This window comes from Streptomyces paromomycinus, from assembly GCF_003865155.1.
GTDB lineage: Bacteria > Actinomycetota > Actinomycetes > Streptomycetales > Streptomycetaceae > Streptomyces > Streptomyces chrestomyceticus.
The window spans coordinates 9472045-9493568 of the sequence record NZ_BHZD01000001.1; the positions used below are offsets into that span (position 1 = coordinate 9472045).

Annotated in this window: 22 protein-coding genes; 12 read left to right on the top strand and 10 right to left on the bottom strand. The window is 73.0% G+C overall.

Annotation, left to right across the window (positions count from 1 at the left end; genetic code table 11):
- Positions 1 to 19: 19 nt before the first annotated feature.
- Positions 20 to 265 carry a hypothetical protein gene (locus OEIGOIKO_RS40230; RefSeq protein ID WP_125058208.1) on the bottom strand — a complete coding sequence of 82 codons (246 nt, stop codon included), beginning with the start codon at positions 263 to 265 and terminating at the stop codon, positions 20 to 22.
- 144 nt (positions 266 to 409) lie between these two features.
- Between OEIGOIKO_RS40230 and OEIGOIKO_RS40235 the strand changes: the two genes are divergently transcribed.
- Both OEIGOIKO_RS40235 and fxsA read left to right on the top strand, forming a co-directional pair.
- Positions 410 to 778: a VOC family protein gene (locus OEIGOIKO_RS40235; RefSeq protein WP_125058209.1), complete on the top strand. Its 369-nt coding sequence runs from the start codon at positions 410 to 412 to the stop codon at positions 776 to 778.
- A gap of 58 nt (positions 779 to 836) precedes the next feature.
- Positions 837 to 1430, top strand: coding sequence for an FxsA family membrane protein (fxsA, locus tag OEIGOIKO_RS40240; RefSeq protein ID WP_125058210.1), 594 nt, complete (start codon positions 837 to 839; stop codon positions 1428 to 1430).
- 437 nt (positions 1431 to 1867) lie between these two features.
- Here the strand turns inward: fxsA and OEIGOIKO_RS40245 are convergent, their stop codons facing one another.
- From OEIGOIKO_RS40245 to yczE, 4 genes are all read right to left on the bottom strand, one after another.
- Positions 1868 to 2251: an RNA polymerase-binding protein RbpA gene (locus OEIGOIKO_RS40245; protein ID WP_031000331.1), complete on the bottom strand. Its 384-nt coding sequence runs from the start codon at positions 2249 to 2251 to the stop codon at positions 1868 to 1870.
- A gap of 392 nt (positions 2252 to 2643) precedes the next feature.
- Positions 2644 to 3465 (bottom strand): glycerophosphodiester phosphodiesterase family protein, encoded by an 822-nt coding sequence (locus OEIGOIKO_RS40250; RefSeq protein ID WP_125058211.1) that lies wholly within the window; start codon positions 3463 to 3465, stop codon positions 2644 to 2646.
- A gap of 131 nt (positions 3466 to 3596) precedes the next feature.
- Complete coding sequence (locus OEIGOIKO_RS40255) at positions 3597 to 4523, bottom strand: LLM class F420-dependent oxidoreductase (RefSeq protein ID WP_125058212.1); 927 nt, start codon at positions 4521 to 4523, stop codon at positions 3597 to 3599.
- A gap of 182 nt (positions 4524 to 4705) precedes the next feature.
- A complete protein-coding gene (yczE, locus tag OEIGOIKO_RS40260) occupies positions 4706 to 5443 on the bottom strand; it encodes a membrane protein YczE (RefSeq protein WP_125058213.1) in 738 nt (245 codons plus the stop codon).
- 100 nt (positions 5444 to 5543) lie between these two features.
- Between yczE and OEIGOIKO_RS40265 the strand changes: the two genes are divergently transcribed.
- The gene (locus OEIGOIKO_RS40265) at positions 5544 to 7046 is read left to right on the top strand and encodes an SCO1417 family PLP biosynthesis transcription factor (RefSeq protein ID WP_125058214.1); all 1503 of its coding nucleotides are present in this window, start codon (positions 5544 to 5546) and stop codon (positions 7044 to 7046) included.
- A 60-nt stretch (positions 7047 to 7106) separates the two neighbouring features.
- Here OEIGOIKO_RS40265 and OEIGOIKO_RS40270 read toward each other — a convergent pair whose 3' ends face one another.
- The 3 genes from OEIGOIKO_RS40270 to OEIGOIKO_RS40280 all read right to left on the bottom strand — a co-directional run bounded on the left by OEIGOIKO_RS40270 (position 7107) and on the right by OEIGOIKO_RS40280 (position 9819).
- Complete coding sequence (locus OEIGOIKO_RS40270) at positions 7107 to 7643, bottom strand: HAD domain-containing protein (RefSeq protein ID WP_371859042.1); 537 nt, start codon at positions 7641 to 7643, stop codon at positions 7107 to 7109.
- 124 nt (positions 7644 to 7767) lie between these two features.
- Positions 7768 to 9528: an ABC transporter ATP-binding protein gene (locus OEIGOIKO_RS40275; RefSeq protein ID WP_246177908.1), complete on the bottom strand. Its 1761-nt coding sequence runs from the start codon at positions 9526 to 9528 to the stop codon at positions 7768 to 7770.
- Positions 9529 to 9624: 96 nt separating this feature from the next.
- Positions 9625 to 9819 carry a hypothetical protein gene (locus tag OEIGOIKO_RS40280; RefSeq protein ID WP_030019622.1) on the bottom strand — a complete coding sequence of 65 codons (195 nt, stop codon included), beginning with the start codon at positions 9817 to 9819 and terminating at the stop codon, positions 9625 to 9627.
- Positions 9820 to 10153: 334 nt separating this feature from the next.
- On the opposite strand from OEIGOIKO_RS40280, the gene OEIGOIKO_RS40285 reads away from it, so the two are divergent.
- From OEIGOIKO_RS40285 to OEIGOIKO_RS40295, 3 genes are all read left to right on the top strand, one after another.
- Positions 10154 to 11056: a DMT family transporter gene (locus OEIGOIKO_RS40285; protein WP_125058216.1), complete on the top strand. Its 903-nt coding sequence runs from the start codon at positions 10154 to 10156 to the stop codon at positions 11054 to 11056.
- A gap of 66 nt (positions 11057 to 11122) precedes the next feature.
- Complete coding sequence (gene aac(3), locus OEIGOIKO_RS40290) at positions 11123 to 11989, top strand: aminoglycoside 3-N-acetyltransferase (protein ID WP_125058217.1); 867 nt, start codon at positions 11123 to 11125, stop codon at positions 11987 to 11989.
- Positions 11986 to 12561, top strand: coding sequence for a GNAT family N-acetyltransferase (locus tag OEIGOIKO_RS40295; protein ID WP_125058218.1), 576 nt, complete (start codon positions 11986 to 11988; stop codon positions 12559 to 12561). Before aac(3) ends, OEIGOIKO_RS40295 begins: the two co-directional genes overlap by 4 nt.
- Before the next feature lie 51 nt (positions 12562 to 12612).
- On the opposite strand, the gene OEIGOIKO_RS40300 is transcribed toward OEIGOIKO_RS40295, so the two are convergent.
- Positions 12613 to 13614, bottom strand: coding sequence for an alpha/beta fold hydrolase (locus OEIGOIKO_RS40300; protein ID WP_125058219.1), 1002 nt, complete (start codon positions 13612 to 13614; stop codon positions 12613 to 12615).
- 170 nt (positions 13615 to 13784) lie between these two features.
- Here OEIGOIKO_RS40300 and OEIGOIKO_RS40305 point away from each other — a divergent pair, with 170 nt between their 5' ends.
- From OEIGOIKO_RS40305 to OEIGOIKO_RS40315, 3 genes are all read left to right on the top strand, one after another.
- On the top strand, positions 13785 to 14354 hold the full coding sequence (locus OEIGOIKO_RS40305) for a TetR/AcrR family transcriptional regulator (protein ID WP_125058220.1): 570 nt from the start codon (positions 13785 to 13787) through the stop codon (positions 14352 to 14354).
- A gap of 170 nt (positions 14355 to 14524) precedes the next feature.
- On the top strand, positions 14525 to 14755 hold the full coding sequence (locus OEIGOIKO_RS40310) for a cold-shock protein (protein ID WP_031000384.1): 231 nt from the start codon (positions 14525 to 14527) through the stop codon (positions 14753 to 14755).
- A gap of 265 nt (positions 14756 to 15020) precedes the next feature.
- Positions 15021 to 16985, top strand: a complete 1965-nt coding sequence (locus OEIGOIKO_RS40315; RefSeq protein WP_125058221.1) for a SpoIIE family protein phosphatase — start codon at positions 15021 to 15023, stop codon at positions 16983 to 16985.
- Between the two features lie 82 nt (positions 16986 to 17067).
- Here the strand turns inward: OEIGOIKO_RS40315 and OEIGOIKO_RS40320 are convergent, their stop codons facing one another.
- Complete coding sequence (locus OEIGOIKO_RS40320) at positions 17068 to 17439, bottom strand: winged helix-turn-helix transcriptional regulator (RefSeq protein WP_125058222.1); 372 nt, start codon at positions 17437 to 17439, stop codon at positions 17068 to 17070.
- Between the two features lie 84 nt (positions 17440 to 17523).
- Here OEIGOIKO_RS40320 and OEIGOIKO_RS40325 point away from each other — a divergent pair, with 84 nt between their 5' ends.
- From OEIGOIKO_RS40325 to OEIGOIKO_RS40340, 3 genes are all read left to right on the top strand, one after another.
- Positions 17524 to 18429, top strand: coding sequence for an NAD(P)-dependent oxidoreductase (locus OEIGOIKO_RS40325; protein WP_125058223.1), 906 nt, complete (start codon positions 17524 to 17526; stop codon positions 18427 to 18429).
- Between the two features lie 369 nt (positions 18430 to 18798).
- Positions 18799 to 19266 carry a DNA-binding protein gene (locus tag OEIGOIKO_RS40335; protein WP_125058224.1) on the top strand — a complete coding sequence of 156 codons (468 nt, stop codon included), beginning with the start codon at positions 18799 to 18801 and terminating at the stop codon, positions 19264 to 19266.
- 117 nt (positions 19267 to 19383) lie between these two features.
- Positions 19384 to 21519, top strand: a complete 2136-nt coding sequence (locus OEIGOIKO_RS40340; RefSeq protein WP_125058225.1) for a hypothetical protein — start codon at positions 19384 to 19386, stop codon at positions 21517 to 21519.
- Positions 21520 to 21524: the final 5 nt, after the last annotated feature.

A 21524-nucleotide genomic window follows, 5' to 3' on the forward strand; every position in this document is an offset into this window, starting at 1 on the left:
GGCGCGCGGACCCGCCGCATCAGTCGGCGGGCTCGTCCGGGGTCGGGTCGTCGGCCTGTGTGTCGTGGTCGTGCGCCGCGCCCCGGCGGCCCGTACCGGAGACGTCGGTGTCGGGCACGTCGGTGTGCTCCGAACGGTCGTCCCCGTCGTCCGGGCTCCGGCCCTCCCACGGGTCCGGCGCGCCCTGCGGGTCCGCCTGCTGGTCCGGCAGGTCCCGGGGAACGGCGCTGCCGCCCTGCTCCGGTGTCTCGCTGCGCTTGTCCATCGTGTTCGGCCTCCTTGTGAGAGGGACGGGTAGGGGTGTGATGTCCGGTACGGGTGCCCGACAGGCGCGGCCGCATGCGTTCCGGAGCGGTCAGGACCGTACGGAAACGGCCGTACGGAGAGGTACGGGCGAAAGGAGACGGCGATGGCAGCGGTGACGCCGAAGGAGCTGGTCATGGTGCTGGACTGTGCCGACCGGGAGGCGCTGGCGGACTTCTGGAGCCAGGCCCTCGGCTACCGGGTCACGCGCACCACACCGCCGTACACCGCCCTGACGGACCCGGAGGGCCGCGGCCCCGAGCTGCTCCTCCAGCAGGTGCCCGAGCCCAAGCGGGGCAAGAACCGGATGCACCTCGATCTGCGGGTGCCCGCCATGGAACCCGCGCTGAGCAGGGTGGTGGCCCTGGGCGCGCGGGTCCTGCGCGGCCCGTTCGACGACGCGGGCTGCCCGACCACGGTCCTCGCCGACCCGGAGGGCAACGAGTTCTGCCTGATCGTCTTCGAGAGCGCGTGAGGCGCCCGGAAGCCACCCGCGGACGGGCCCGGCGGCCGGAGCCAGGCACACTGGGACCATGACGTTCGCAGCCACGCCGCCGCCCAGGTCCCGTCCGCCCCAGCGCTCGCGCGCCCGCCGGTTCGTCCCCTTGGGCATCGCCGCCTGGCTGGTGCTGGAGATCTGGCTGCTGACCCTGGTCGCCGACGCCGCGGGCGGTCTGACGGTGCTTCTGCTGCTGTTGGCCGGAGTGGTTGCCGGCGGGTACGTGATCAAGCGGGCGGGCCGGCGGGCCTGGAAGAACCTCACGGAGACCATGCAGGCGGGCGGGGACCCCGCGGCCTCCCCGGGCGCGTCCGCGAAACCGGGGGAGCGGGCCTCCTCGGGCAGCGGGAACACGCTGCCCATGCTCGGCGGACTGCTGCTGATGTTCCCCGGCCTGGTCACCGACGTCGCCGGGCTGCTCTGTCTCTTCCCGCCCACCCGCAAGCTGCTCCACCGCCGCGCTGAGCGCTTCCTGACCCGCCAGGCACGCCGTACGCCGGGCTCCCTCGGCGACGCCTTCCAGCAGGCCCGTATGCACCAGCCGGACGGCAAGGTCGTCCAGGGTGAGGTCGTACGCGAGGACGAAGGGCCCGCACCGCGGCGTGAGGACCCGCCGCTGACGCGCTGAGCGCGGTAACTGCGAGCGGAACAGGGCGGATTGACCGCGCGGGCGTACGGTATGTGTGCGACCCGTCACCCCGTGTGGTGGTGAGGTGCAATCCGCGTCGGGCAAGAGGCAGGGCAGAAAAGAAGCCCCGGTCAGTCGGGGGGAACTGGCCGGGGCGGTCCGAGGGTGCGGATACCGGTGGCGGTCGCCTCTCGGCGGAAGGCTCCGTGGGGCTTCAGCCGAACGATCGTCCCCACGGGCGAATGGTGAGGCCCGGGGACACTGTCCCACCGGCACCCGCACCCGTTGCAGCGCTCTGGCTCCGCGGATGATTCCGCAGGTGAGGGGTGACCTGACGCACACCGCCGGGCGGTGCGCCGGAGGTCGAAGGCGGGCACGGAAACGGGCCGGGGCCACTGCGTGGTGCAGTGGCCCCGGCCCGTTCGCGCGTCCGTTCGTCAGGCGGACTTGCGATTGTTGTTGTTGTCGCGCGGATGCACGGCAATGTTCATGGTGCCGGAGCGCAGGACGGCCAGCCGTTCGGCCAGCACCTCCTCCAGCTCCTCGCGGGTGCGCCGCTCCATGAGCATGTCCCAGTGCGTACGCGCGGGCTTGCCCTTCTTTTCCTCAGGTCCGTCGCCATCCACGAGGAGGGCTTGTGCACCACAAACCTTGCACTCCCACTCGGATGGAATCTCGGCCTCTACCGAGAACGGCATCTCGAATCGATGTCCGTTCTGGCATGCGTACTCCACCGCCTGGCGCGGGGCCAGGTCGATGCCGCGGTCGGTCTCGTAGCTGGTCACCACAAGTCGCGTGCCGCGAAGAGCTCGCTCACTCATGAATCGTGCCTCCCGGGCTTGTCGCCCACAGGACAGGTGTCGCTGTCGTCGTCATCCGGTCAACGTCCGGTCGGCGGTGAAGATTCCCGTCACCGGGAGATGTGCCCACTCGTCGCCCACCACCGCCTGATGGAGGCGCTGCGCGCCGCTGCCTTCCTTCGTGCCGCCCCTTGTTGTACCCACCAATGCCCGGTTTGTCACATCTGGCAGCAGATGTCACCCAGCGCTTTCCACAGTTCAGCGCGCAGTAACGGTCCGCCTGGTGAGCCAAAGGCGTACACTACCGGCCCGCAGCCCCCACGCCTAAATCCGGGTCCCCCTCGGCGCGACCGCCCCACTCCGGTAACGGCTCGTCAGGGCGGTGCGGACGGCCCGTCCGAGAGGTGCGGGCCTCACTCCGCGGGCCAGGACCCCCGGGCGGTGAGCACCTCCCGCAGGGCGCCGATGTCGTCGGTCATGATCCCGTCGACGCCGAGGTCCAGCAGGGCCGCCATCTGCCGTCGATCATTCACCGTCCACACGTGCACCTGCAAACGCCACGCGTGCGCGGCCCGGATCAGCAGCGGATCGACCACGCGGATGCCGGACTGCCGCTCCGGCACCTGCACACACACCGCATTGCGCCGGACCGCCGCCCCCAGCAGCCGGTCCAGGGGTACACCCCGGCCGTACGAGCGCATCCGCAGCCCCAGCACGCCGCGTGTCCCGAGCGAGGTCGCCAGCCGCGGGCCGGCCAGCCGCTGGGCCCGCGCGACACGGGCCTCCGAGAACGAGCCGACGCACACCCGGTCCCAGGCGTCCGTGCGGCGCAGCAGGTCCAGCAGGGGCCGGAGCGCCGCCTCCGCCTTGATGTCGACGTTCCAGCGGGCCTGCGGAAACTCCTCCAGCAGGTCCTCGAAGAGCGGCAGCGGCTCCCGGCCCGCCACCCGGGCCCGGCGGACGGCCTGCCAGGGGAGCCGGCCGATCGCCCCGCCCCGGTCGGTGACCCGGTCCAGCGTGGCGTCGTGGAAGGCCACGAGCCGGCCGTCCGACGTGGCGTGCACATCGGTCTCCAGATAGCGGTAGCCGAGCGCCGCCGCGCGCCGGAAGGCCGCGGCGGTGTTCTCCAGTCCGTCCGCGGCGCCGCCCCGGTGGGCGAAGGCGAGCGGGGCCGGGTGGTCGAGGAAGGGGTGCCGTACGGGGAACCCGCGGGTGGTCAACTGCTGGGAGCGCATTGGCCAGAGGATATACAGGACGGACCGGCCGGCCGTCGGCAACCGGCCACGGGCCGGGGCGGCCCGCGGAGCCGCGCCCGGGTGGCCACGCGGTACGGCGCCGGGGCGCCCGCCGCCCCGGCCCGCCGTCCTCAGCGCAGCGTCTCCCCCGGAAGATCGAGGATTCGCTCCGCCGCGGTCTCCAGCTGGGTGAGATCGTGCCGGGGGCTCTCCTCGGGCGGAACCGGCCCGGCGTAGCTGGACAGGAACGTGTCGAGGACGACGTACGGGACGCCCAGCTCCGCCAGCGCCTCCAGGTCGGCACGGACCTGGCCGACCGTGCCGTGGCCCGGCAGCCGGGACTCCGACTCCACCGGCCGCTCCGTGAGGTGCAGGGCGATCCGGGGCGTCACCGCGGGTGTCGGCCGGCCGGTCGCTTCCGCCGCGGCCTCCAGGACCGGCAGCCGCTCGCGGATCGCGTCCGCGCCCAGCGTGTACGGGTGCCAGGCGTCCCCGAACCGTCCGGCCCGGCGCAGCGCGGCGTCGCTGAGGCCGCCCACCCAGACCGGCGGATGCGGGTCGCGGACCGGGCCGGGCCCGGTGGTGATGTCCGTGCAGGCGACGTGCTCGCCCTGGAAGGAGAGCACCGGCTGCGTCCAGTGCTCCTTGATGCAGGCAAGGTACTCGTCGGTGATCCGGCCGCGGGAGGCGTAGTCGACGCCGAGTGCCGCGTACTCCTGCCGCGACCACCCCAGGCCCACGCCGAACACCAGCCGCCCGCCGCTGAACCGGTCCAGGTTCGCGGTCACGCGTGCGGTCTGCAGGGGGTGGCGGTACGGGAGGACCACGACCGTCGTGCCCAGCTCGATGGTGCTGGTCCGGCCCGCGAGCCAGGCCAGCGTGGTGAACGGGTCGTAGAAGGGCGGCGGGAAGGCGCCCGCGACCTCCGGGGGCAGCGTCACGTGGTCGGAGATCATCGCCAGGTGGTAGCCCAGCTCCTCGGCGCCGCGCACCCACGTCTCGATGCTTTCGGGGGTGGTGCCCTCCCCGTAGTTGAGGACGTTGATGCCGATCTTCACAGTCGCTCCCCTCGGTTGCTGCACCCCTCGTCGCCGGGCAGCAAAAGACCAGGTCAGAGGAGTGGTTGAGAGGGGGAGCGTAACAGTCGGCGCAGGTGGGGCCGGGGACGTGAGGCGATAAATCGGTACAAGGGTAAGGGAGTTGTTCCCGAGCACCGCGAGGGCGGTGGAGGACCGGGGAGTCAGGAGAGCGGCGCGGGCGCGGAGGCCGGAGCGGGCTCGGACGACGCCACCACGCGGCCGCGCTGCCCGCCGATCGTGAAGAAGCGCAGCGAGAACTGGGCCAGCGGCCCGATGGCCAGTGCGTACAGCACGGTGCCCACACCCACCGAGCCCCCGAGGACGAAGCCGACGGTGAGCACCGCGACCTCGATGCAGGTCCGTACGAGCCGCAGCGGCCGGCCCGTACGGCGGTGCAGGCCGGTCATCAGGCCGTCCCGCGGGCCGGGTCCGAAGCGGGCGGAGATGTAGAGCCCCGTCGCCATGCCGTTCAGCAGGATCGCGAAGGCGAGCAGGGGGATGCGGACGGCGAGGGTGGTGATCTCCGGTACGAGGGTGAGCGTCGCGTCCATCACCAGCCCGAGGATCACGACGTTGGAGACCGTCCCGAGCCCGGGACGCTGCCGCAGGGGAATCCACAGCAGCAGGATCAGCACGCCGGAGACGATCGTGACGGTGCCGATCGTCAGACCGGTGTGGCGGGAAATGCCCTGGTTGAGGACGCTCCACGGCTCCAGACCGAGCCCGGCGCGCAACTGCAGGCCCATGCTGAGGCCGTAGAGCACCAGCCCGGTGTAGAGGTGGACGAGGCGGCGCGGCAGCCGCCGGCCGGGCGTGGGGTCCGCGCGGCGGCCGGACGTCACGTCCGCCTCGCTGTCGCTCGCGCCCTCCGCGGCGCCGGACCTCCGGGTGCTGAACAAAACCTTCCCCCTCCTGGCATGATTGGACTGGCGCATGACACTCTGTGGCTCGGAGATGATCGGTTTCCAGGGCCAATCCGGGAAAGGTGGACTGCTCACGATGGCGCAGTGGACTTCAGCGGTGGGGGCGTCGCAACTCGCCCGGCTGCTCCGGTCGCAGGACACCCGCGACGCCGTGGCACCGGCCGGCCGCCGCATCCCCGCCTACCGCGGCCTCGCGGACGGCGTCCGCCTCCTCGTCCTGGAAGGCCGGGTGCCGGTCGCCGCCCGCCTCCCCGCGGAACGCGAACTGGCCGCCGCGCTCTCCGTGAGCCGCACCACCGTCGCCGCCGCCTACGAAGCGCTGCGCGCCGAAGGGTTCCTGGAGTCCCGCCGCGGCTCCGGCAGCTGGACCGCCGTCCCCGCGGGCAACCCGCTGCCCACCCGCGGCCTGGAGCCGCTGCCCCCGGAAGCGGCCAGCTCCATGATCGACCTCGGCTGCGCGGCCCTCCCGGCGCCCGAACCCTGGCTGACGCGCGGTGTCCAGGGCGCCATGGAACACCTCCCGCTGTACGCGCACACCCACGGCGACTACCCGGCCGGCCTGCCGGCCCTGCGCCAGGCGCTCGCCGACCGCTACACCGCCCGCGGCATCCCCACGATGCCCGAACAGATCATGGTCACCACCGGTGCCATGGGCGCGGTGGCCGCCATCTGCCGCCAGATCACCCGGCCCGGCGAACGGGTCGCGGTCGACTCCCCGTCGTACGCCAACATCCTCCAGCTGATGCGCGACGCCGGCGCCCGGCTCGTGCCCGTCGCCCTCACCGACCGCCTCGCCGGCTGGGACATCCCGGCCTGGCGCCAGGTCATGCGGGACGCCGCGCCCCGTATGGCGTACGTCGTCGCCGACTTCCACAACCCGACCGGCACCCTCGCCACCGAGGACCAGCGCCGCCGCCTGGTGGACGCCGCCCGCGCGGCCGGCACGGTCCTGGTCGTCGACGAGACCATGGCCGAACTCCGCCTGGACGACATCGAGATGCCGCGGTCCGTCTGCGCCTTCGACCCGGCGGGCAGCAATGTCATCACGGTCGGCTCCGTCAGTAAGGCGTTCTGGGCGGGGATGCGCATCGGCTGGGTACGGGCCGCCCCCGACCTCATCCGCAGCCTGGTCGCCGCCCGTGCCTTCGCCGACCTCGGCTCGCCGGTCCTCGAACAGCTCGCCATCGTCTCGCTCCTGGAGGGGGACGGCTGGGAGCAGGCCGTGGAGATCCGCCGCGACCAGGCCCGCGAGAACCGCGACGCGATCGTCGCCGCGCTCCGACGCCACCTGCCCGACTGGGAGTTCAGCGTGCCGGGCGGCGGTCTCACCCTGTGGGCGCGGACCGGGGGCCTCTCCGGCTCGCGGATCGCGGAGGCGGGGGAGCGGCTCGGCGTACGGGTGCCCTCGGGGCCGCGGTTCGGCGTGGACGGCGCGTTCGAAGGGTTCGTCCGGCTGCCCTTCACCGTCAGCGGAGCCGTGGCCGACGAGGCCGCCTCCCGGCTGGCCGCGGCCGCCCAGCAGGTGGCGACCGGGACGGCTGCCGGGGAGGTGGAGGCGCCGCACAGCTTTGTGGCGTGAGGGGGGAGGGGACGGCTCCCGGGCGTGGTCAGCGGTCGGCTCGTGCCGGTGTGCCGGTGGTCAGCGGTTGTCTCCCGCCGGTACGCAGGTCCGTAGCCACTGGTCGAGGGCGGCGAAGTCCGCGTCCATGAGGCCCTTGCGGGCGTCGACGTGGTGCAGCAGCGTGCGCCCCGGACGGTGTGCCGCCACCCACGTCCGGTCGGCGTCGGTGATCTCGTCGTCGACCCAGGCGAACGGACGCCCGGCGGCCCAGTCGAGAAGGATCCGGGTCTTCCAGTGCACCCGCCCCGTCTCGTCCTCGTCGGACGGCTCCGGCCAGTTCACCACCGGAAGCTCCGGCAGGCCGAGCCACGGTGCGATGCAGTCGTTCGCGTCGGACATCCACGTCGTGGCCCACACCAACGTGCAGGGCAGAGCTGTCAGCCGGGGCCCGTGGGCCGGATCGATCCTGCTGATCAGCGGATGCGTGCCGGCTCCCCGGGGCTGCCGCCGCCCTGAGCTGTACGTCGGGTACCCGTGGGGGAGCTCTTGCCGGGATGCGCCGAAGGGGATGAGGGGGCCGTCCACGTCGAGGAAGAGGAGCGGGAGCGTGTCGATCACAGGGGAACGGTAACGCGACCGCTTCGGCTTCCGGCGGGGCCATGAGTGCGGTGCTGGCCTCGTACGAGGAGGCGTTCCGTGTCACGCGGTCGCTGACCGGGTCTCAGCAGGCCGGCCGAGTTCAGCCCTCCGCGCGCCCCACGTCGACCGTGCGGTGCGCCGGTGCCGGCCCGGAGGGTTCGGTGGTCTCCTCGGGGGCGGACGGCGCGGCCGGGCCTACGGCGCCGAACAGGACGTCCACCCCGACGGCACCACCCGCGACGGCGTCATCCGTACCGCCCACGACGACGTCATCCGTGGCGCCCGCGCCGTCCGACCGGGCCATGCCGGCTGCCGCGCTCAGATCTTCGGTCGCGTCCTCCTCCATCGCGGCCGCGGGCTCCGGAAGCAGGTCCAGTACGGCCTGCCGGTGCGCCTCGCTCGTGGCGTCGTCGTACGGGTCCGGTGTGGCCGGGACCTGGAGGCGGAGCACCGGTCCGCTGCCCAGCCGCGCGTAGCCGCGCCCTGGCGGTACGTCGACGGCCGGTGTGGTGTGCGGCGGCGCGCCGAGCACCGCCTGCACGTCCTCCGGCGTGGCCGGTCCCAGGACGACCCTGGCCCGGGTGTGCGTCAGCACCGGCTCGCTCAGCAGCCCGGCACTGTCGAGCTGGTCGGCCACCACCACCGTGACGTAGGCCGCCCGGCCGTGCCGCAACGGCACGTGCAGCAGCTCCTGCGGGTCGTCCCGCCCTTCGGCCACCGAGAGGTGGGCCAGTGCGGAGGGCCGGTCCAAAATGATCCAGAGCGGCCAGCGGATGTCGTCCGGAGCCTGCCGCCCGGCCTGCCGCGCGCGGTTGGCGGTGATCAGCCGCCGCTCGGTCTCGTGCGCCGCCCACTCCAGCGTCGCCAGCGCCCCCGACAGCCCGGACTCGACGCCCATCACACCGGTCCGCCCCGCCAGGCACGCGTACTCGCCGGTCCCGCTGCCGTCGATCACCAGGACGTCGCCGTACGGCAGGGCCTGCAGCGCGATGGACCGCAGCAGCGTCGTGGTACCGGCCCCCGGCTGCCCCAGCACGAGCAGGTGCGGCTCGGTCGACCGCAGGCCGGTCCGCCACACGACGGGCGGTACGTCCCGCGTCTCCTCGCCGGCCTCCACCGGCAGCGTCCGCTGGACAGCGCCGGGGTCGGTGAAACCGAGGACCGTCTCCCCGTGCGTCGTCACGAACCGCTGCGCCGCGATGTCGGTCGGCAGCGGCGGCAGCACCGTCAGCGTCAGCTGGTTCGACTCCTCGTCCCACGCGAAGTGGTACTCCCTGCCGCGCCCCGACTTGGCGTACAGCACCTGCTCGATACGGGCCCGGGACGCCGCGTCGCCGTCGGTGAAGTACGCCGGGTACCGCAGCGTCAGCGAGGCCGGGCGCCCGGCCTCGTCGAACGCGTACTCGGTGAAGGCGCTCTCCCAGTCCCCGTCGTGGGCGTACAGGGGGCTGGGATCGCCCTCGATCGCGAAGTACGGCACCAGTGCCTCGTACAGCGCCTGGAGGCGGCCGGTCTCCGCTTCCCCCGGGCCGGCGGCGGGCTCCTCGGCCGGCTGCTGCTCCCGGCCCGCCCAGGCTGCCGCCGCCATCACCGTGACCAGCGCGAGCACGGGCCCGTACGGGACGAGGGCCACCGCCACGACGCTGCCGGCGGCGAGGAACAGCAGCGAGCCGCGCCGCTCCTTGGGCGTGTCGGACCAGCGCCGGCGACCGGCGGCGATCAGCCGGCGCAGCCCCCGGCTGATGATGATCAGCGGGTGGAACACGTCGGCCGCGCCGTCCGCCGCGGTACGCGCGAACTCGCGCCCGCGCGCGATCGGCGCGCTGTCGGTCAGGATGCGGGGCAGTGGACGCCGGGCCACATCATCTCCTGGGGGATCGTGCGGAGGCCGCTCCGCCCGCCGGGACCGCGGACGGCCGGATGCCGCCGGGCGGGCGCGCGGGAGAGGAACCGGAGGTCAGAGCTTGATGCCGCCCAGGAGATTGGCCAGGCTCGCCCCGCCGGCCTTGATGCTCGGGGCGATCGCGGACCCCGCGAGGTAGAAGCCGAACAGGGCGCAGACCAGGGCGTGGGACACCTTGAGCCCGTCCTTGCGGAAGAACAGGAAGACGATGATGCCGAGCAGAACGACGCCGGAGATGGACAGAATCATGGAGTTCTCTCCTCGGTGGTGGGGACGGTCACCATGAGTCCTTCCAGCCTCACAGCACGTATCAAGCCGCAAAAAGCTGCGAACGGGTGATTCACCGGCGAAACCCCCCGGCCGGCGCAACCCAACTGCCCGGACGGCCCCCAGAAGCCGCATAATTGCAGGTCAGGTCGCTAGTGGCGGGAGTCGTGGCGGGCCTGGCGGGTGGGGCCGTCCGGGGGGCGTGCCGACGCGGGCCCGGGGCGCGCGGTGGTGCGCTACCGGGCCGGGCGGCGGGTCTGGCACCGTGGGGGCAGCGGCGGCCGGTGACCGCCGCGCCGGACCGCAGGAGCCCTCCGTGACAGCTGTGCTCTCCGCGCTGTTCGCCCTGCTGACGGCCGTGGCCAACGCCACGGGCACCGTGCTCCAGCGGATCGCGGCACGCAAGGTGCCGCCCGGCGACGCCTTCAGCGTCCGGCTGTTCCGGCACCTGCTGCGCAGCCCGGCGTGGCTGGGCGGGATCGCCGTCATCGTCGGCGCCGCGGCGTGCCAGGCCCTGGCGCTGACCCTGGGGTCGCTGTCGCTGGTGCAGCCCATCCTCGTCACCGAGCTGCCGTTCACGCTGCTCGTCGCCAGTGCGGTGGCGCGGCGGCGGTTGCCCGCGATCGGCTGGGCGGCCTCGGTCATGGTGGCCGCCGGACTCGGCCTGGGGCTGGCCGCTGCCGCCCCGCACGGCGGCAGCACCGAGGACGTGTCCGCCGGGAAGTGGGTGCTGACGCTGCTCGTCTCCGGGGGCGTCATGGCCGCCTGCGTACTGGCCGCCCTGCCAAGGCCCCGCGGCAAGGCCCGTGCGGCCCTGTTCAGTTGCGCCTCCGCGATCGGTTACGCCCTGACCGCGACGCTGATGAAGGCGGCGACCGACACCTTCGACCGGCACGGGCCCGGCGCGTTCTTCGCCGCCTGGCAGACGTACGCCTTCGTGGCGGCGGGCGCGTGCGCACTGTTCCTGCTGGCCAACGCCATGGAGTCCGGGCCCCTGGTGGCGTCGCAGCCCGCTCTCACCCTGGGTGAGGCGCTGGTCAGCCTGGCCCTCGGGATCGTGGTGTACGGGGAGCGGGTCCGCACCGGCTGGTGGCTGGTCCTCGAAGGCCTCGGGGCGGTCATGGTCACGTGGGGTGTCGTGGTGCTGCCCCGGGCCGACACGGAGGGAGGGGAGGGGGAAGGGGACGGGGCTTCCGGGGGCGGGCGGTCCGGTAGCTGATCGGTGGCCGGGGCCCGCAGAGAAATACGGTGCCGGTGACCGTGAGCGACGGATACCTTCCCGTCCATGGACGAACTCGCCTTGCTCAAGCGCTCCGACGGCCCGGTCACCCGGACCCGCCTCGCCCGGGACCTGACCGCGCTCGGCCTCGGCGACGGGGACACCGTGATGTTCCATACGCGGATGTCCGCCGTCGGCTACGTGGCAGGCGGCCCGGAGACGGTCATCGGAGCCCTCCGCGACGTCGTGGGAGAGCGGGGAACCCTGATGGTGACCTGCGGCTGGAACGACGCCCCGCCGTACGACTTCACCGACTGGCCGCAGACCTGGCAGGACGCCCTGCGGGCGGAGCACCCGGCGTACGACCCCGTGCTGAGCGAGGCTGACCACAACAACGGGCGCCTCCCGGAAGCGCTGCGCCGCCGGCCCGGAGCCGTCCGCAGCCGTCACCCCGACGCGAGCTTCGCGGCGCTCGGCGCGGCGGCCACCGCGTTGACGGCCGACCATCCGTGGGACGACCCGCACGGCCCTGACAGCCCGCTGGCGCGGCTGGTCGCGATGGGCGGCCGGGTGCTGCTGCTGGGCGCCCCGCTGGAGGCGCTCACGCTCCTGCACCACGCCGAGGCGCTGGCCGACGCGCCCGGTAAGCGGTTCGTGGACTACGAGCAGCCGATCCTCGTCGACGGGGAGCGGGTCTGGCGGCGGTTCCACGACATCGACTCGGAGGACGGGGCGTTCGACTACTCCGCCCTCGTGCCCGAGGGAACGGAAGCGTTCGAGATCATCGGACGGGACATGCGTGCCGCGGGCATCGGCCGCAGGGGAACGGTCGGGGCGGCCGACAGCCATCTCTTCGAAGCCCGTGACGTGGTCGACTTCGGTGTGGCCTGGATGGAGGAGAAGCTGGGCCGGGAAAGGGGGCCCGGCGGATGATCACCTGGCGCCGGGTCACCGGAAATGACTTCCCGCTCCTGCGGCACTGGCTGGCGCAGCCGCACGTGGCCCGGTGGTGGAACCACGACACCTCGGTGAAGGGGGTGGAGCGCGACTTCGGTCCGGTGGCCCGGGGCGAGGAACCCGCCGAGGACCTGCTCGTCCTCCTCGACGGCCGCCCGCTGGGCCTGGTCCAGCGGTCCCGGTTCGCCGACTACCCCGCATACCGGGACGAGTTGGCCGCCGTCACCGAGGTGGCCGACGAGACGATGACCCTCGACTACCTCATCGGCGACGCGGAACAGGTGGGACGGGGACACGGTCCGCGCATGATCCGGGCCCTCGTCCGGGCGACCTGGCGCGACCATCCGTACGCGCCGGCCGTCCTGATCCCCGTACCGCTCGCCAACCGGGCCTCCTGGCGGGCCCTGGAGAAGGCCGGGCTGTGCCGTGTCGCCGAGGGCGAACTCGAACCGGACAGCCCCGCAGCCGGCCGCGCGCACTACGTCTACCGTGCGACGCGGCCGACACGGCCGCGGGCAGCGGATGCCGCGCGGCCGGGCAGCGGGTGACGCGCGGCCGGGGAGCGGATGACGCGCGGCCGGGGGCGGGTGGCGCGGATGTCAGCCCTCGGCCGGTGACGGGTCGGGCAGCCGGCCGAGGAAGTCGAGCAGCGCGGCGTTCACCTCGGCGGGCCGTTCCTGCTGGGTCCAGTGTCCGCAGCCCGGGAGGGTGATGCTGCGGTGCAGCTTCGGCGCGACCGTCTTGAGCGAGGCGAGGAGTTCGGCGATGCCGTGCAGCGACATCACCATGTCGCGGTCCCCGCCGATGTACAGCGCGGGCTGGTCGATGCCGCGGCCCCGGAAAGCGGCCAGCAGCTCGTTGTTCCGCCCGATGTTCCGGTACCAGTTGAGGGGGCCGGTGAACGCCCGCTCCCCGTGGCCCGCGTAGTCGCGGACGAACGCGTCGACGTCGTCCGGGGTGAGCCAGGCGGGCAGGTGCTCCGGTTCGGGGACGGAGTCGATGAGGGCCGTGCCGTCGGGAACGATCCAGGGGCGCGGAGCGGTGGTGGCGGGGTTGTCGCCCGAGCCGCTGGCCAGTATGCGGCGGAACGTCGATGCCGGGTCCCGGGCCAGCTCCGCGTCGGCAACGCCCGGCTGCTGGAAGTAGCACTGGTAGAAGCCGTCTCCGTAGAGCCGCCGCGTGACCTCCGGCGGCGCCATGCCCGCGGGCAGGACGGGCGGCACGCTGAGCCCGGCCACGGCCCGTACGGCATCCGGACGGAGCATGGCCGTGACCCAGGCGACGGGCGCGCCCCAGTCGTGACCGACGACGACGGCCTGTTCCTCGCCGAGGGCGTGGATCAGGGCGATCACGTCGCCGGCCAGGTGCAGCATGCTGTACGCGTCGGTGTCCGCGGGCTGCTCGCTGCGGGCGTAGCCGCGCTGGTCCGGCGCCACCACCCGGTATCCGGCCGCGGCGAGCGGGCCGAACTGGTGGCGCCAGGAGTACCAGCTCTCCGGAAATCCGTGCAGCAGCAGGACCAGCGGCCCCTCGCCCTGCTCGGCGATGTGCAGCGTGACTCCGTTGACTTCCACGGAGCGGTGCTTGACGGTGACGGTCACGTGTCCTCCGGCATCTCGGGGCGGCGGCTTATGCCGGTGCCTGTCGTCCAGCGGAGGAAACCGATCGGTTTCCTCAAGAGGAACCGTAAACCGTTCAGTGTTCTTGAACAGCACTCGGGGGTACACCGACCGGTTCCGGAGCGCCGTGGGAGGCGCGGTACGCTCCTCACATGTCCAGTACCGGCACAGCCTCCACCCGGGACCGGCTGCTCGACGCGGCGGCCGAACTCTTCTACCGCGAGGGCGCCTCCATCGGGGTCGAGACCCTGTGCAGGACAGCCGGTATCTCCAAGCGCTCGATGTACCAGCTCTTCGACAGCAAGGACGAGGTCTTCGCGGCCAGCCTGCGGCGGCGCGCCCCCGCCTATGAGGAGCAGCTCGCCCTGCGCACCGTCGAGGCGGGCCCGCCGCGTACGCGCATCCTGTACGTCTTCGAACGGCTCGAAAAGCTGGCGGAGACGGCCGACTACCGGGGCTGCCCCTTCCTGGCCGCACAGGTCGAGCTCAAGGACCCCGGGCACCCGGCGAGCATCGTCGCCGAGGAAGTGAAACGGCATCTGACCGATGCCTTCCGCGCCGAGGCGGAGCGGGGCGGGGCAGCCGACCCCGAGCTGCTGGCACGTCAACTGACCCTGGTCTTCGACGGCGCGAGCGCGCGCGCCGGAGCGCGCGTGGAGAGCCTGGCCGGGCTGGCCGTGACCACGGCGGCCGCACTGCTCGACGCGGCGGGTGTGGCCTGACCGGCCCGGCTCCGGCACAGGCTCCGGCGCCAGGACGGCGTGCGCCTGGGTGAGGGCAGTGCCGGGCGCCGGGGCCGAGCTACGTGCGCCCGCGAATGCGCCCCCTTAACCACCGGTGAGGGGGCACCCGTGGGATGTCCCGCCCGCTCCATCCGACAGAGGTGATTGCTGTGCCCCATGGCGTCGTCAAGTGGTTCGACCACGAACGAGGTGCCGGCCTGGTCGCCCAGACCGGCGGCGGACCGGACGTCCTCGCCTACCGTTCGGCGATCCAGGGGGACGAACCGGCCCGCACGCTGACGACGGGGGAGCGCGTCTCCTTCAACCTCGTCGAGGACTTCGAGGGCATCCGGGCGGAGAACATCTACCGGCTCCCGGGCCGGTACCGTTTCCCCGCCTGACGGTGACCGCCCGGCTGCGCTGTGCGACTGCCTCACGAATGCAAGCGCAACCGGGCGGGAAAGCAGAAAGGTTCAGTCCGGTGTTGTCCAAAAGCGGACAAGGCTGATGACGCCGGACGGCGCGTGCTCCAATGTCCGCACCCTCGCAGGCAAGGGTCTGCGGGGCACGGCGGGCGGGGTGTACTCGGGCCGGCTGCGGGTGCCGTGACGGGAGCTCGTCACTCTCGTTGCCCGGGGCGTCGATGCGTCATGAAGTGAGGCACGGATGACGGCAGTGAAGGCTCCGCGGAACGGCGCGGGCGAGCAGGAGCTGTTCCGGGGGCTGGTGGAGTGTTCGCAGGACGCGATCCTGACCAAGACGCTGGACGGGCGGATCACGTTCTGGAACGCGGCGGCGCAGCGGTTGTACGGGTACCGGGCGGAGGAGACGGTCGGCCGGCATATCGGGCTGCTGGTCCCGCCGGACCTCAAGGACGAGGAGGCCGGTCTGCTGGAGCGGATCGGCCGGGGTGAGCGGATCGAGCACTACGAGACGCGGCGGGTCGCGAGCGACGGCCGGGTGCTGGACGTGGACGTGTCCCTGTGGCCGGTCCGTTCCCGGCGCGGCGTCGTCCACGCCGCCTGTTCCCTCACCCGGGACATCACCGACCGCAAGAAGGCGGAAGCGCAGATCGACGAGCTGGCGGTGGTGGTGGAATCGGCGCAGGACGCGATCCTCATCAAGAGACTCGACGGGCGGATCACGTTCTGGAACGCGGCGGCGCAGCGGATGTACGGCTACCTGGCCGGGGAGATGGTGGGGCAGCACATCGGGCTGCTGATCCCGCCGGACCTCAAGGACGAGGAGGCCGGTCTGCTGGAGCGGATCGGCCGGGGTGAGCGGATCGAGCACTACGAGACGCGGCGGGCCACCAGCGACGGCCGGGTGCTGGACGTCGACGTGACCCTCTGGCCGATCCGCGACCGGAGCGGCGTCATCACCGGCGCCTGCTCCACCATGCGGAACATCACCGACCGCAAGAAGGCCGAGCGGGAACTCGCCGAACTGTACGCGCAGCAGCGGCACATCGCCCTGGCCCTGCGCCTGATGGGCGCCTCCGAACAGATCCCCGGAGCCCGCGCGGCCACCCGCTACCTCCCCTCCACCCAGGGACAGGGCGTGGGCGGCGACTGGCTCGACCTCATCGACCTGGGCGCCGGGCGGGTCGGCGTGATCATCGGGGACGTCATGGGGCGCGGTCTGGACGCGGCCGTGGTCATGGGCCAGCTCCGCTCCGCGGCGCGGGCGCTGGCGCTCGCCGGAACGCCGCCGTGCGAACTGATCCAGACGCTCGACACGTTCACCCGCGGGCTGCCGGAACAATTCGTCACCTGCACCTATCTGGAGGCCGACCCGGCGCTCGGCGAGGTGACCGCCTGCTCGGCCGGGCACCTGCCGGTCTGGCTCGTCGCCCCGGACGCGACGGTCGGCGCGCTGCCGGTGCCGACCGGCATCCCCCTGGGCGTGGGCGGCGTACCGCACCAGGAGGTCCGCCTGCCCCTCCGGGCCGGTACGACGCTGGCCCTCTACACCGACGGCCTGGTGGAGACCCCGCACAGCGACATCGGGACCCAGCTCGACCTGCTGACCGCCACCCTGAGCGAGGTCTTCACCACCACGACGGACCTGGAGGAGGCCGCCGACCGCGTCCTGCACACCCTGCTCCCGAACACCGCCACGTACGCCGACGACGTCACCCTTCTGCTGGTCGGCTTCCCCGCCGCCCCGCTGGACACCGTCGCCGTCGACCTGCCCGGCACGCCGTCCTCGGTCCCGGAAGGGCGCCGCTTCCTGCTGCGCACCCTGCGGGCGTGGGGTCTGACCGCGCTCGCCGACACGGCGCTGCTGCTGTCGTCGGAACTGCTGACCAATGCCGTCTGCCACGCGCGAGGGCCGCTGACGCTGCGTGTCTGGTACAGCGCCCGGGAGTTGGGCGTGGAGGTCGTGGACGGCAGTACGCCCCGGCCCCGGGCCCGGCTCGCGGACACCGCCGAGGAGAACGGCCGCGGCCTGATGCTCGTCGAAGCCCTCGCCGATGCCTGGGGCACGCGCCCCGGCGCCGCCGGCAAGACCGTCTGGTTCACGCTCCTGAGGGCTCCGGCACCGGCCGCCGGCCACCGGCAGTGCGACACGGCTGCGGATCCGCGCGGCGGCGAAGAGGCGGTGGCGGTGGCCGAGCCGGTCTCCTGACCGGGGGGCACGCTTCACGGAGCGGCCGCACCGCCGCCGCGGCACAGGGGCCGCGCCCGCACGGAACCGGTGGCCGGGTCGCTCACCCGCGGGCGGCCTCGGCCACGGCGACCGCTTCGGAGCTCTCGCGACGCATCCGCTCAGCGCCCCAGGCGCCGAGCGGTCCGAGCGCCTGATTGAGTGTGCGCCCGTGCTCGGTCAGGGAGTACTCCACCCGAGGCGGCACCTCGGCATGGACCTCGCGGTGCACGAGACCGTCCTCCTCCATCTCGCGCAGGTGCTGCGTCAGCATCTTCTCGCTCACTCCCGGCAGTCCGCGCCGTAGCTCGGCGAAGCGGCGTACGCGGTGGGCGTCGAGCTCCCAGAGGATCAATCCCTTCCACTTGCCGCTCACCACGTCGAGCGCGGCGTCGATGCCGCAGATGTAAGGCCCGCGTCTCGGTGCCTTGGCCATCGCCGATCCCCCTTACGTAGAGGTGAGTACCGCAGTAAATAGTAGGTACTTCCAGGAGCGGCGCCCCTCTTCGAGCATGGAGGGGTGAACGAACAGGACCTCACCACCAGGAAAAACAGCCCCGTCACGGTGATCGGGCTCGGCCCGATGGGCCAGGCGATGACCCGCACCCTCCTCACCGCCGGACACCCGGTCACCGTCTGGAACCGCACCGCGGGCCGGGCCGACGGCGTCGTCGCCCACGGAGCGACGCTCGCGGCGACACCCGGCGAAGCGGTCGAAGCGAGTGACCTCGTGATCCTCAGCCTCACCGACTACCAGGCGATGTACGACATCCTCGGCAGCGCCACCGCATCGCTCGCCGGCCGCACGCTGGTCAACCTCAGCTCCGACACTCCCGACCGCTCACGCGAGGCAGCGGCCTGGGCGGCGGGCCACGGTGCCGTCTTCCTCACCGGAGGTGTCATGGTCCCCGCGCCGATGATCGGCACGACGGCGGCCCATGTCTATTACAGCGGCCGCGACGTGGTGCCGGAGAGCCACCTGGCAACGTTGGAACTGCTGGGAACAGCGAAGCACCTGGGCGCGGACCCGGGCCTCGCCCAGATGATGTACCAAGCCCAACTCGCGCTGTTCCTCACCACCTTGTCCGGACTGATGCACGCCACCGCGATGCTCGGCACCGCGGGAATGAAGGCCGAGGAAGCGCTGCCGGAGCTGCTTTCCTCCGCCGACGCGATCGGTGACATCCTGAGGGCCGGTGAAGAGAACCCGGGCACCGCGCTCGACGCCGGAGAACATCCCGGCGCCCTCGCCACGGTCACCATGATGGGCGCCACCTCCGACCACATCGTCGAGACCAGTACATCGCTCGGCCTCGACCTCGCGCTTCCCCTGGCCGTGCAGTCCCACTACCGGCGCGCGATCGCGGACGGACACGGCGGCGACAGCTGGACGCGCATCATCGACGGCATCCGGGGACCGCGCTGACCCCAAAGGCCCGTCGCACGCAGGGCGGGTCCGGCCGGCGCGTGCCGGCCGGACCCCCTTGGCCACGGATTCGCCGGTGCAGGCCATGGCCGCGCCGCCCGCGCTGCGCCGACCGGGTGATCGTCGTGACGGTGCGCATGGGGGGCGGGGTGCTGGGCAGTATCGACTCGCTTCGTTCCTCGGGGAAGATGAACGAGGCCCAGGCGGGCCGGGGGCGTTCGGCGGCGGAAGGCCGGTGACGACGGCGCCCCGGTCCGCCCCTTCCGTGACGGCACCGGACGACAGACAGCGAGCCGGCATCAACGTGAGCAAACAAGTTGTTCACAATAAAGCGTTGACGCGCTCTCGTGCCGGTCGCATGCTGACTCCATGACCTCGACCTCCGAACAGCACGACCAGCACTGCGGCCCGGACCCCTTCCCGCTGCCGGACGCGCAGCAGGCGCGTGCGCAACGGGTGCACACGGCGCTGTTCCGGATCGCGGAGCGGCACGCGGCCACCGAGGAGCAGCGGGCGCGGCAGACGCATCCGTCCGTCCTCGGTCCGCACGAGGCCGTCCGGCTGGTGGCGTTCCTGATGAGCGGGGCGGCGCGGCTCGACGAGGGCGAGCCGGAGGTGGACCGGGCGGACATCACCGCGGCGTTGACCCTGCTGCCGCTGGTGCGCGGCGAGCTGGACGAGCTGGAGGCCGGCCTGCTGCGGATGGCCCGCGGACGCGGCATGACCTGGCCGGAGGTGGCCTTCGGGCTGGGCCTCGGCACTCCGCAGGCGGCCCGGCAGCGGTACGAGCGGTTGGCCGGCCGCATCCGCGCCGCCGACGAGGCCGACGAGGAGTGACGGACGGCGGGCCGGGACGGCAGGTTCGGCCGGGAGGAACCCTCCCTCAAGGCCGGACGCTGCACTAACCTGACGTGTCATCACCAGCGGTACGGTCGGTGACACATCGGGGGACCCGTGCCTGACGATCTCGGATTCGACAAGCTGCTCGACGACGACGGCTTGGCGGCCAGGCTGCTCGGCAAGACCCGCGCGGGCCGCAACCGCAAGCCGCTGTACGGCCCCGACCTGCCCGTGGTCCTGCTCGTCGGCGGCCCCGGCACGGGCAAGGGCCGGTTCCTGCGGTGCGTACGGGGCGAGTTCGGCCGCCACGTACCGACGGCGCACATCGACTGCGGGCTCCCGGTGTACCGGGAGCAGGCGGAGCAGCACCCGCAGACGCGCTCGGTGCCGACGGAGGTGCTGCGCGAGGTGGCCCGGCAGTTCGGCGCCTGGCAGGGCGACGGCGGAGCGGTCGCCACCCCGCGTCTGTACGCGGGCCTCGCGGCGGTCGCGGCCAGCGATCCGCTCGCCGACACCGCCACCCTGGTCAGCGAGGTGCAACGGCACGACGAGCTGCTGCCGCGCGGCTCCTTCTGGCGGGGTGTGCTGAACCGGGCGGGCAGGGCCTACGTCGGTGTCGTCGCGGGGCTGGTGGCCCACCCGGGGGCCGTACCGTTCATCAACGCCGTACTCGACGAACTGCTCGCCCGCACCTCCCAGGAGGGCAAGGCGCTGCTGGCGGCGTGCTACGGCGAGTACACGGGTGCGGGCGGCCACCCGAAGCTGGGACTGCACTCGCTGGCCTCGCACTTCCAGCAGGGCGGCGAAGCGCGCGAGGTCGCCGAAGGCTTCCTCTTCCGCGCGCTGCGGCAGGACATCGAAGCCGCGTACGTGTCGCTGCTGGGCCGGCTGTCCCGGGCCGGGCGGCCCGCCCTGCTGCTCGACCACGCGGACAACGCCCTCGGCAGACGGCTGCTGCGACCGGTGCTGGAGGACCGCGAGCGGGGACATCACGACCGGCTGGTGGTCATGGCCACCGCCCGGCGGGAGGACGGCGGGCGCTTCCTGTACCACGTAGGCGGCGCCGGCACGGACGACGACGCACCCGTCAGCTGGCGGCCCTCCGACGGCGGCCTGCCGCTGTGGAGCCGTCCCGCCGGCGGCGTACCCGGCCTGACGCCCCTGTCGCGCGGCGTCCTCCTCGTCCGTATGCCGATGCTCACGCGTGACCAGCAGTCCAGGGAGACGGCCCGCCTCCAGGCGCGGCGGGCACTGGGCGACAACGCCGCCCAGCTCCGCATCGACAGCGGCATCCACCGGCTGAGCGGCGGACGCCCGCTGTTCGTGACCCGGCTGGGCGAGGCGACCGCGGCGCTGACGTTCCGGGAACCCGGCGCGGGCACCGACTGGGCCCTGCTGGACGCGCGGGTGCGCTCCGGGGAGGACGCGGCAGGCCGCCCGGTCGCGGAACTCCTGCTGGACGACCTCGTCGTCCGGCAGCCTCCGGAGGAACTCCCGCCGGAGCAGCGCGGGCACTGGCTCGACCTGCTCAGCCATCTGTCGGTGGCCCACGACGCGGAGTGCGCCCAGATCCTGATGCGCGAGGTGCAGGCGGGCCGGGACGAGCGCCTGTCCGCCTACCGCATCGCCGAGCTGCTGCGGGACAGCGGCTGGCCGCACTGCCCCCGGCACTTCATCGGCGACCTCGGCCTGCGCCGCCTGCTCATGCGGCGCCTGTACCGGCTGCGCGCGTACGGCGCGGCCTGGCACGGCGACCACACCCTGCTGCGGGACCACTACCGCGCCCTGGAGGAGGACGGGACCGACGAACTCTTCGGCTCCGCCGCCGCACACGGCATGCACCACCACCTGGCGGTCGGCGACGCCGAGACGGTCACGGACTACCTCGACCGCACCTTCCTCACCCGCAGCGCGCGGGTCTGGTGCGACGAACTCCTGGCCATCGCGGAGGCGCCGCTGCTCGGACGTACCGACGACCGGCGCGCGCGGGCGCTGGGCGAGGCGGAGGTGACCGGTGACGTGCGGCACAAGCGCATCGACCGGCTGCTGCACGCCGTACGGCTCTGTGAGGACCGTACGGAGCCGCTCGACGAGGCCGTGACCGACGCCCTGCCCAAGCTGCTGGAGCGGCTGGGGGAGGAGCCCGCCGCGGGGGCCGGGACGCTGACGCAGACGGCCCGCGACTGGAGGGACCGCCTGGCCGGCAAGCAGCCGCTCAGGCCGTGCACGTGCACCAGACACATCGGATGAGACGA

Excerpts from the sequence above, each read along its gene's own strand:
- OEIGOIKO_RS40230 (WP_125058208.1), bottom strand. The coding sequence starts at position 265 with ATGGACAAGCGCAGCGAGACACCGGAGCAGGGCGGCAGCGCCGTTCCC.
- OEIGOIKO_RS40235 (WP_125058209.1), top strand. The coding sequence starts at position 410 with ATGGCAGCGGTGACGCCGAAGGAGCTGGTCATGGTGCTGGACTGTGCC.
- fxsA (WP_125058210.1), top strand. The coding sequence starts at position 837 with ATGACGTTCGCAGCCACGCCGCCGCCCAGGTCCCGTCCGCCCCAGCGC.
- OEIGOIKO_RS40245 (WP_031000331.1), bottom strand. The coding sequence starts at position 2,251 with ATGAGTGAGCGAGCTCTTCGCGGCACGCGACTTGTGGTGACCAGCTAC.
- OEIGOIKO_RS40250 (WP_125058211.1), bottom strand. The coding sequence starts at position 3,465 with ATGCGCTCCCAGCAGTTGACCACCCGCGGGTTCCCCGTACGGCACCCC.
- OEIGOIKO_RS40265 (WP_125058214.1), top strand. The coding sequence starts at position 5,544 with ATGGCGCAGTGGACTTCAGCGGTGGGGGCGTCGCAACTCGCCCGGCTG.
- OEIGOIKO_RS40280 (WP_030019622.1), bottom strand. The coding sequence starts at position 9,819 with ATGATTCTGTCCATCTCCGGCGTCGTTCTGCTCGGCATCATCGTCTTC.
- OEIGOIKO_RS40295 (WP_125058218.1), top strand. The coding sequence starts at position 11,986 with ATGATCACCTGGCGCCGGGTCACCGGAAATGACTTCCCGCTCCTGCGG.
- OEIGOIKO_RS40305 (WP_125058220.1), top strand. The coding sequence starts at position 13,785 with ATGTCCAGTACCGGCACAGCCTCCACCCGGGACCGGCTGCTCGACGCG.
- OEIGOIKO_RS40315 (WP_125058221.1), top strand. The coding sequence starts at position 15,021 with ATGACGGCAGTGAAGGCTCCGCGGAACGGCGCGGGCGAGCAGGAGCTG.
- OEIGOIKO_RS40320 (WP_125058222.1), bottom strand. The coding sequence starts at position 17,439 with ATGGCCAAGGCACCGAGACGCGGGCCTTACATCTGCGGCATCGACGCC.
- OEIGOIKO_RS40335 (WP_125058224.1), top strand. The coding sequence starts at position 18,799 with ATGACCTCGACCTCCGAACAGCACGACCAGCACTGCGGCCCGGACCCC.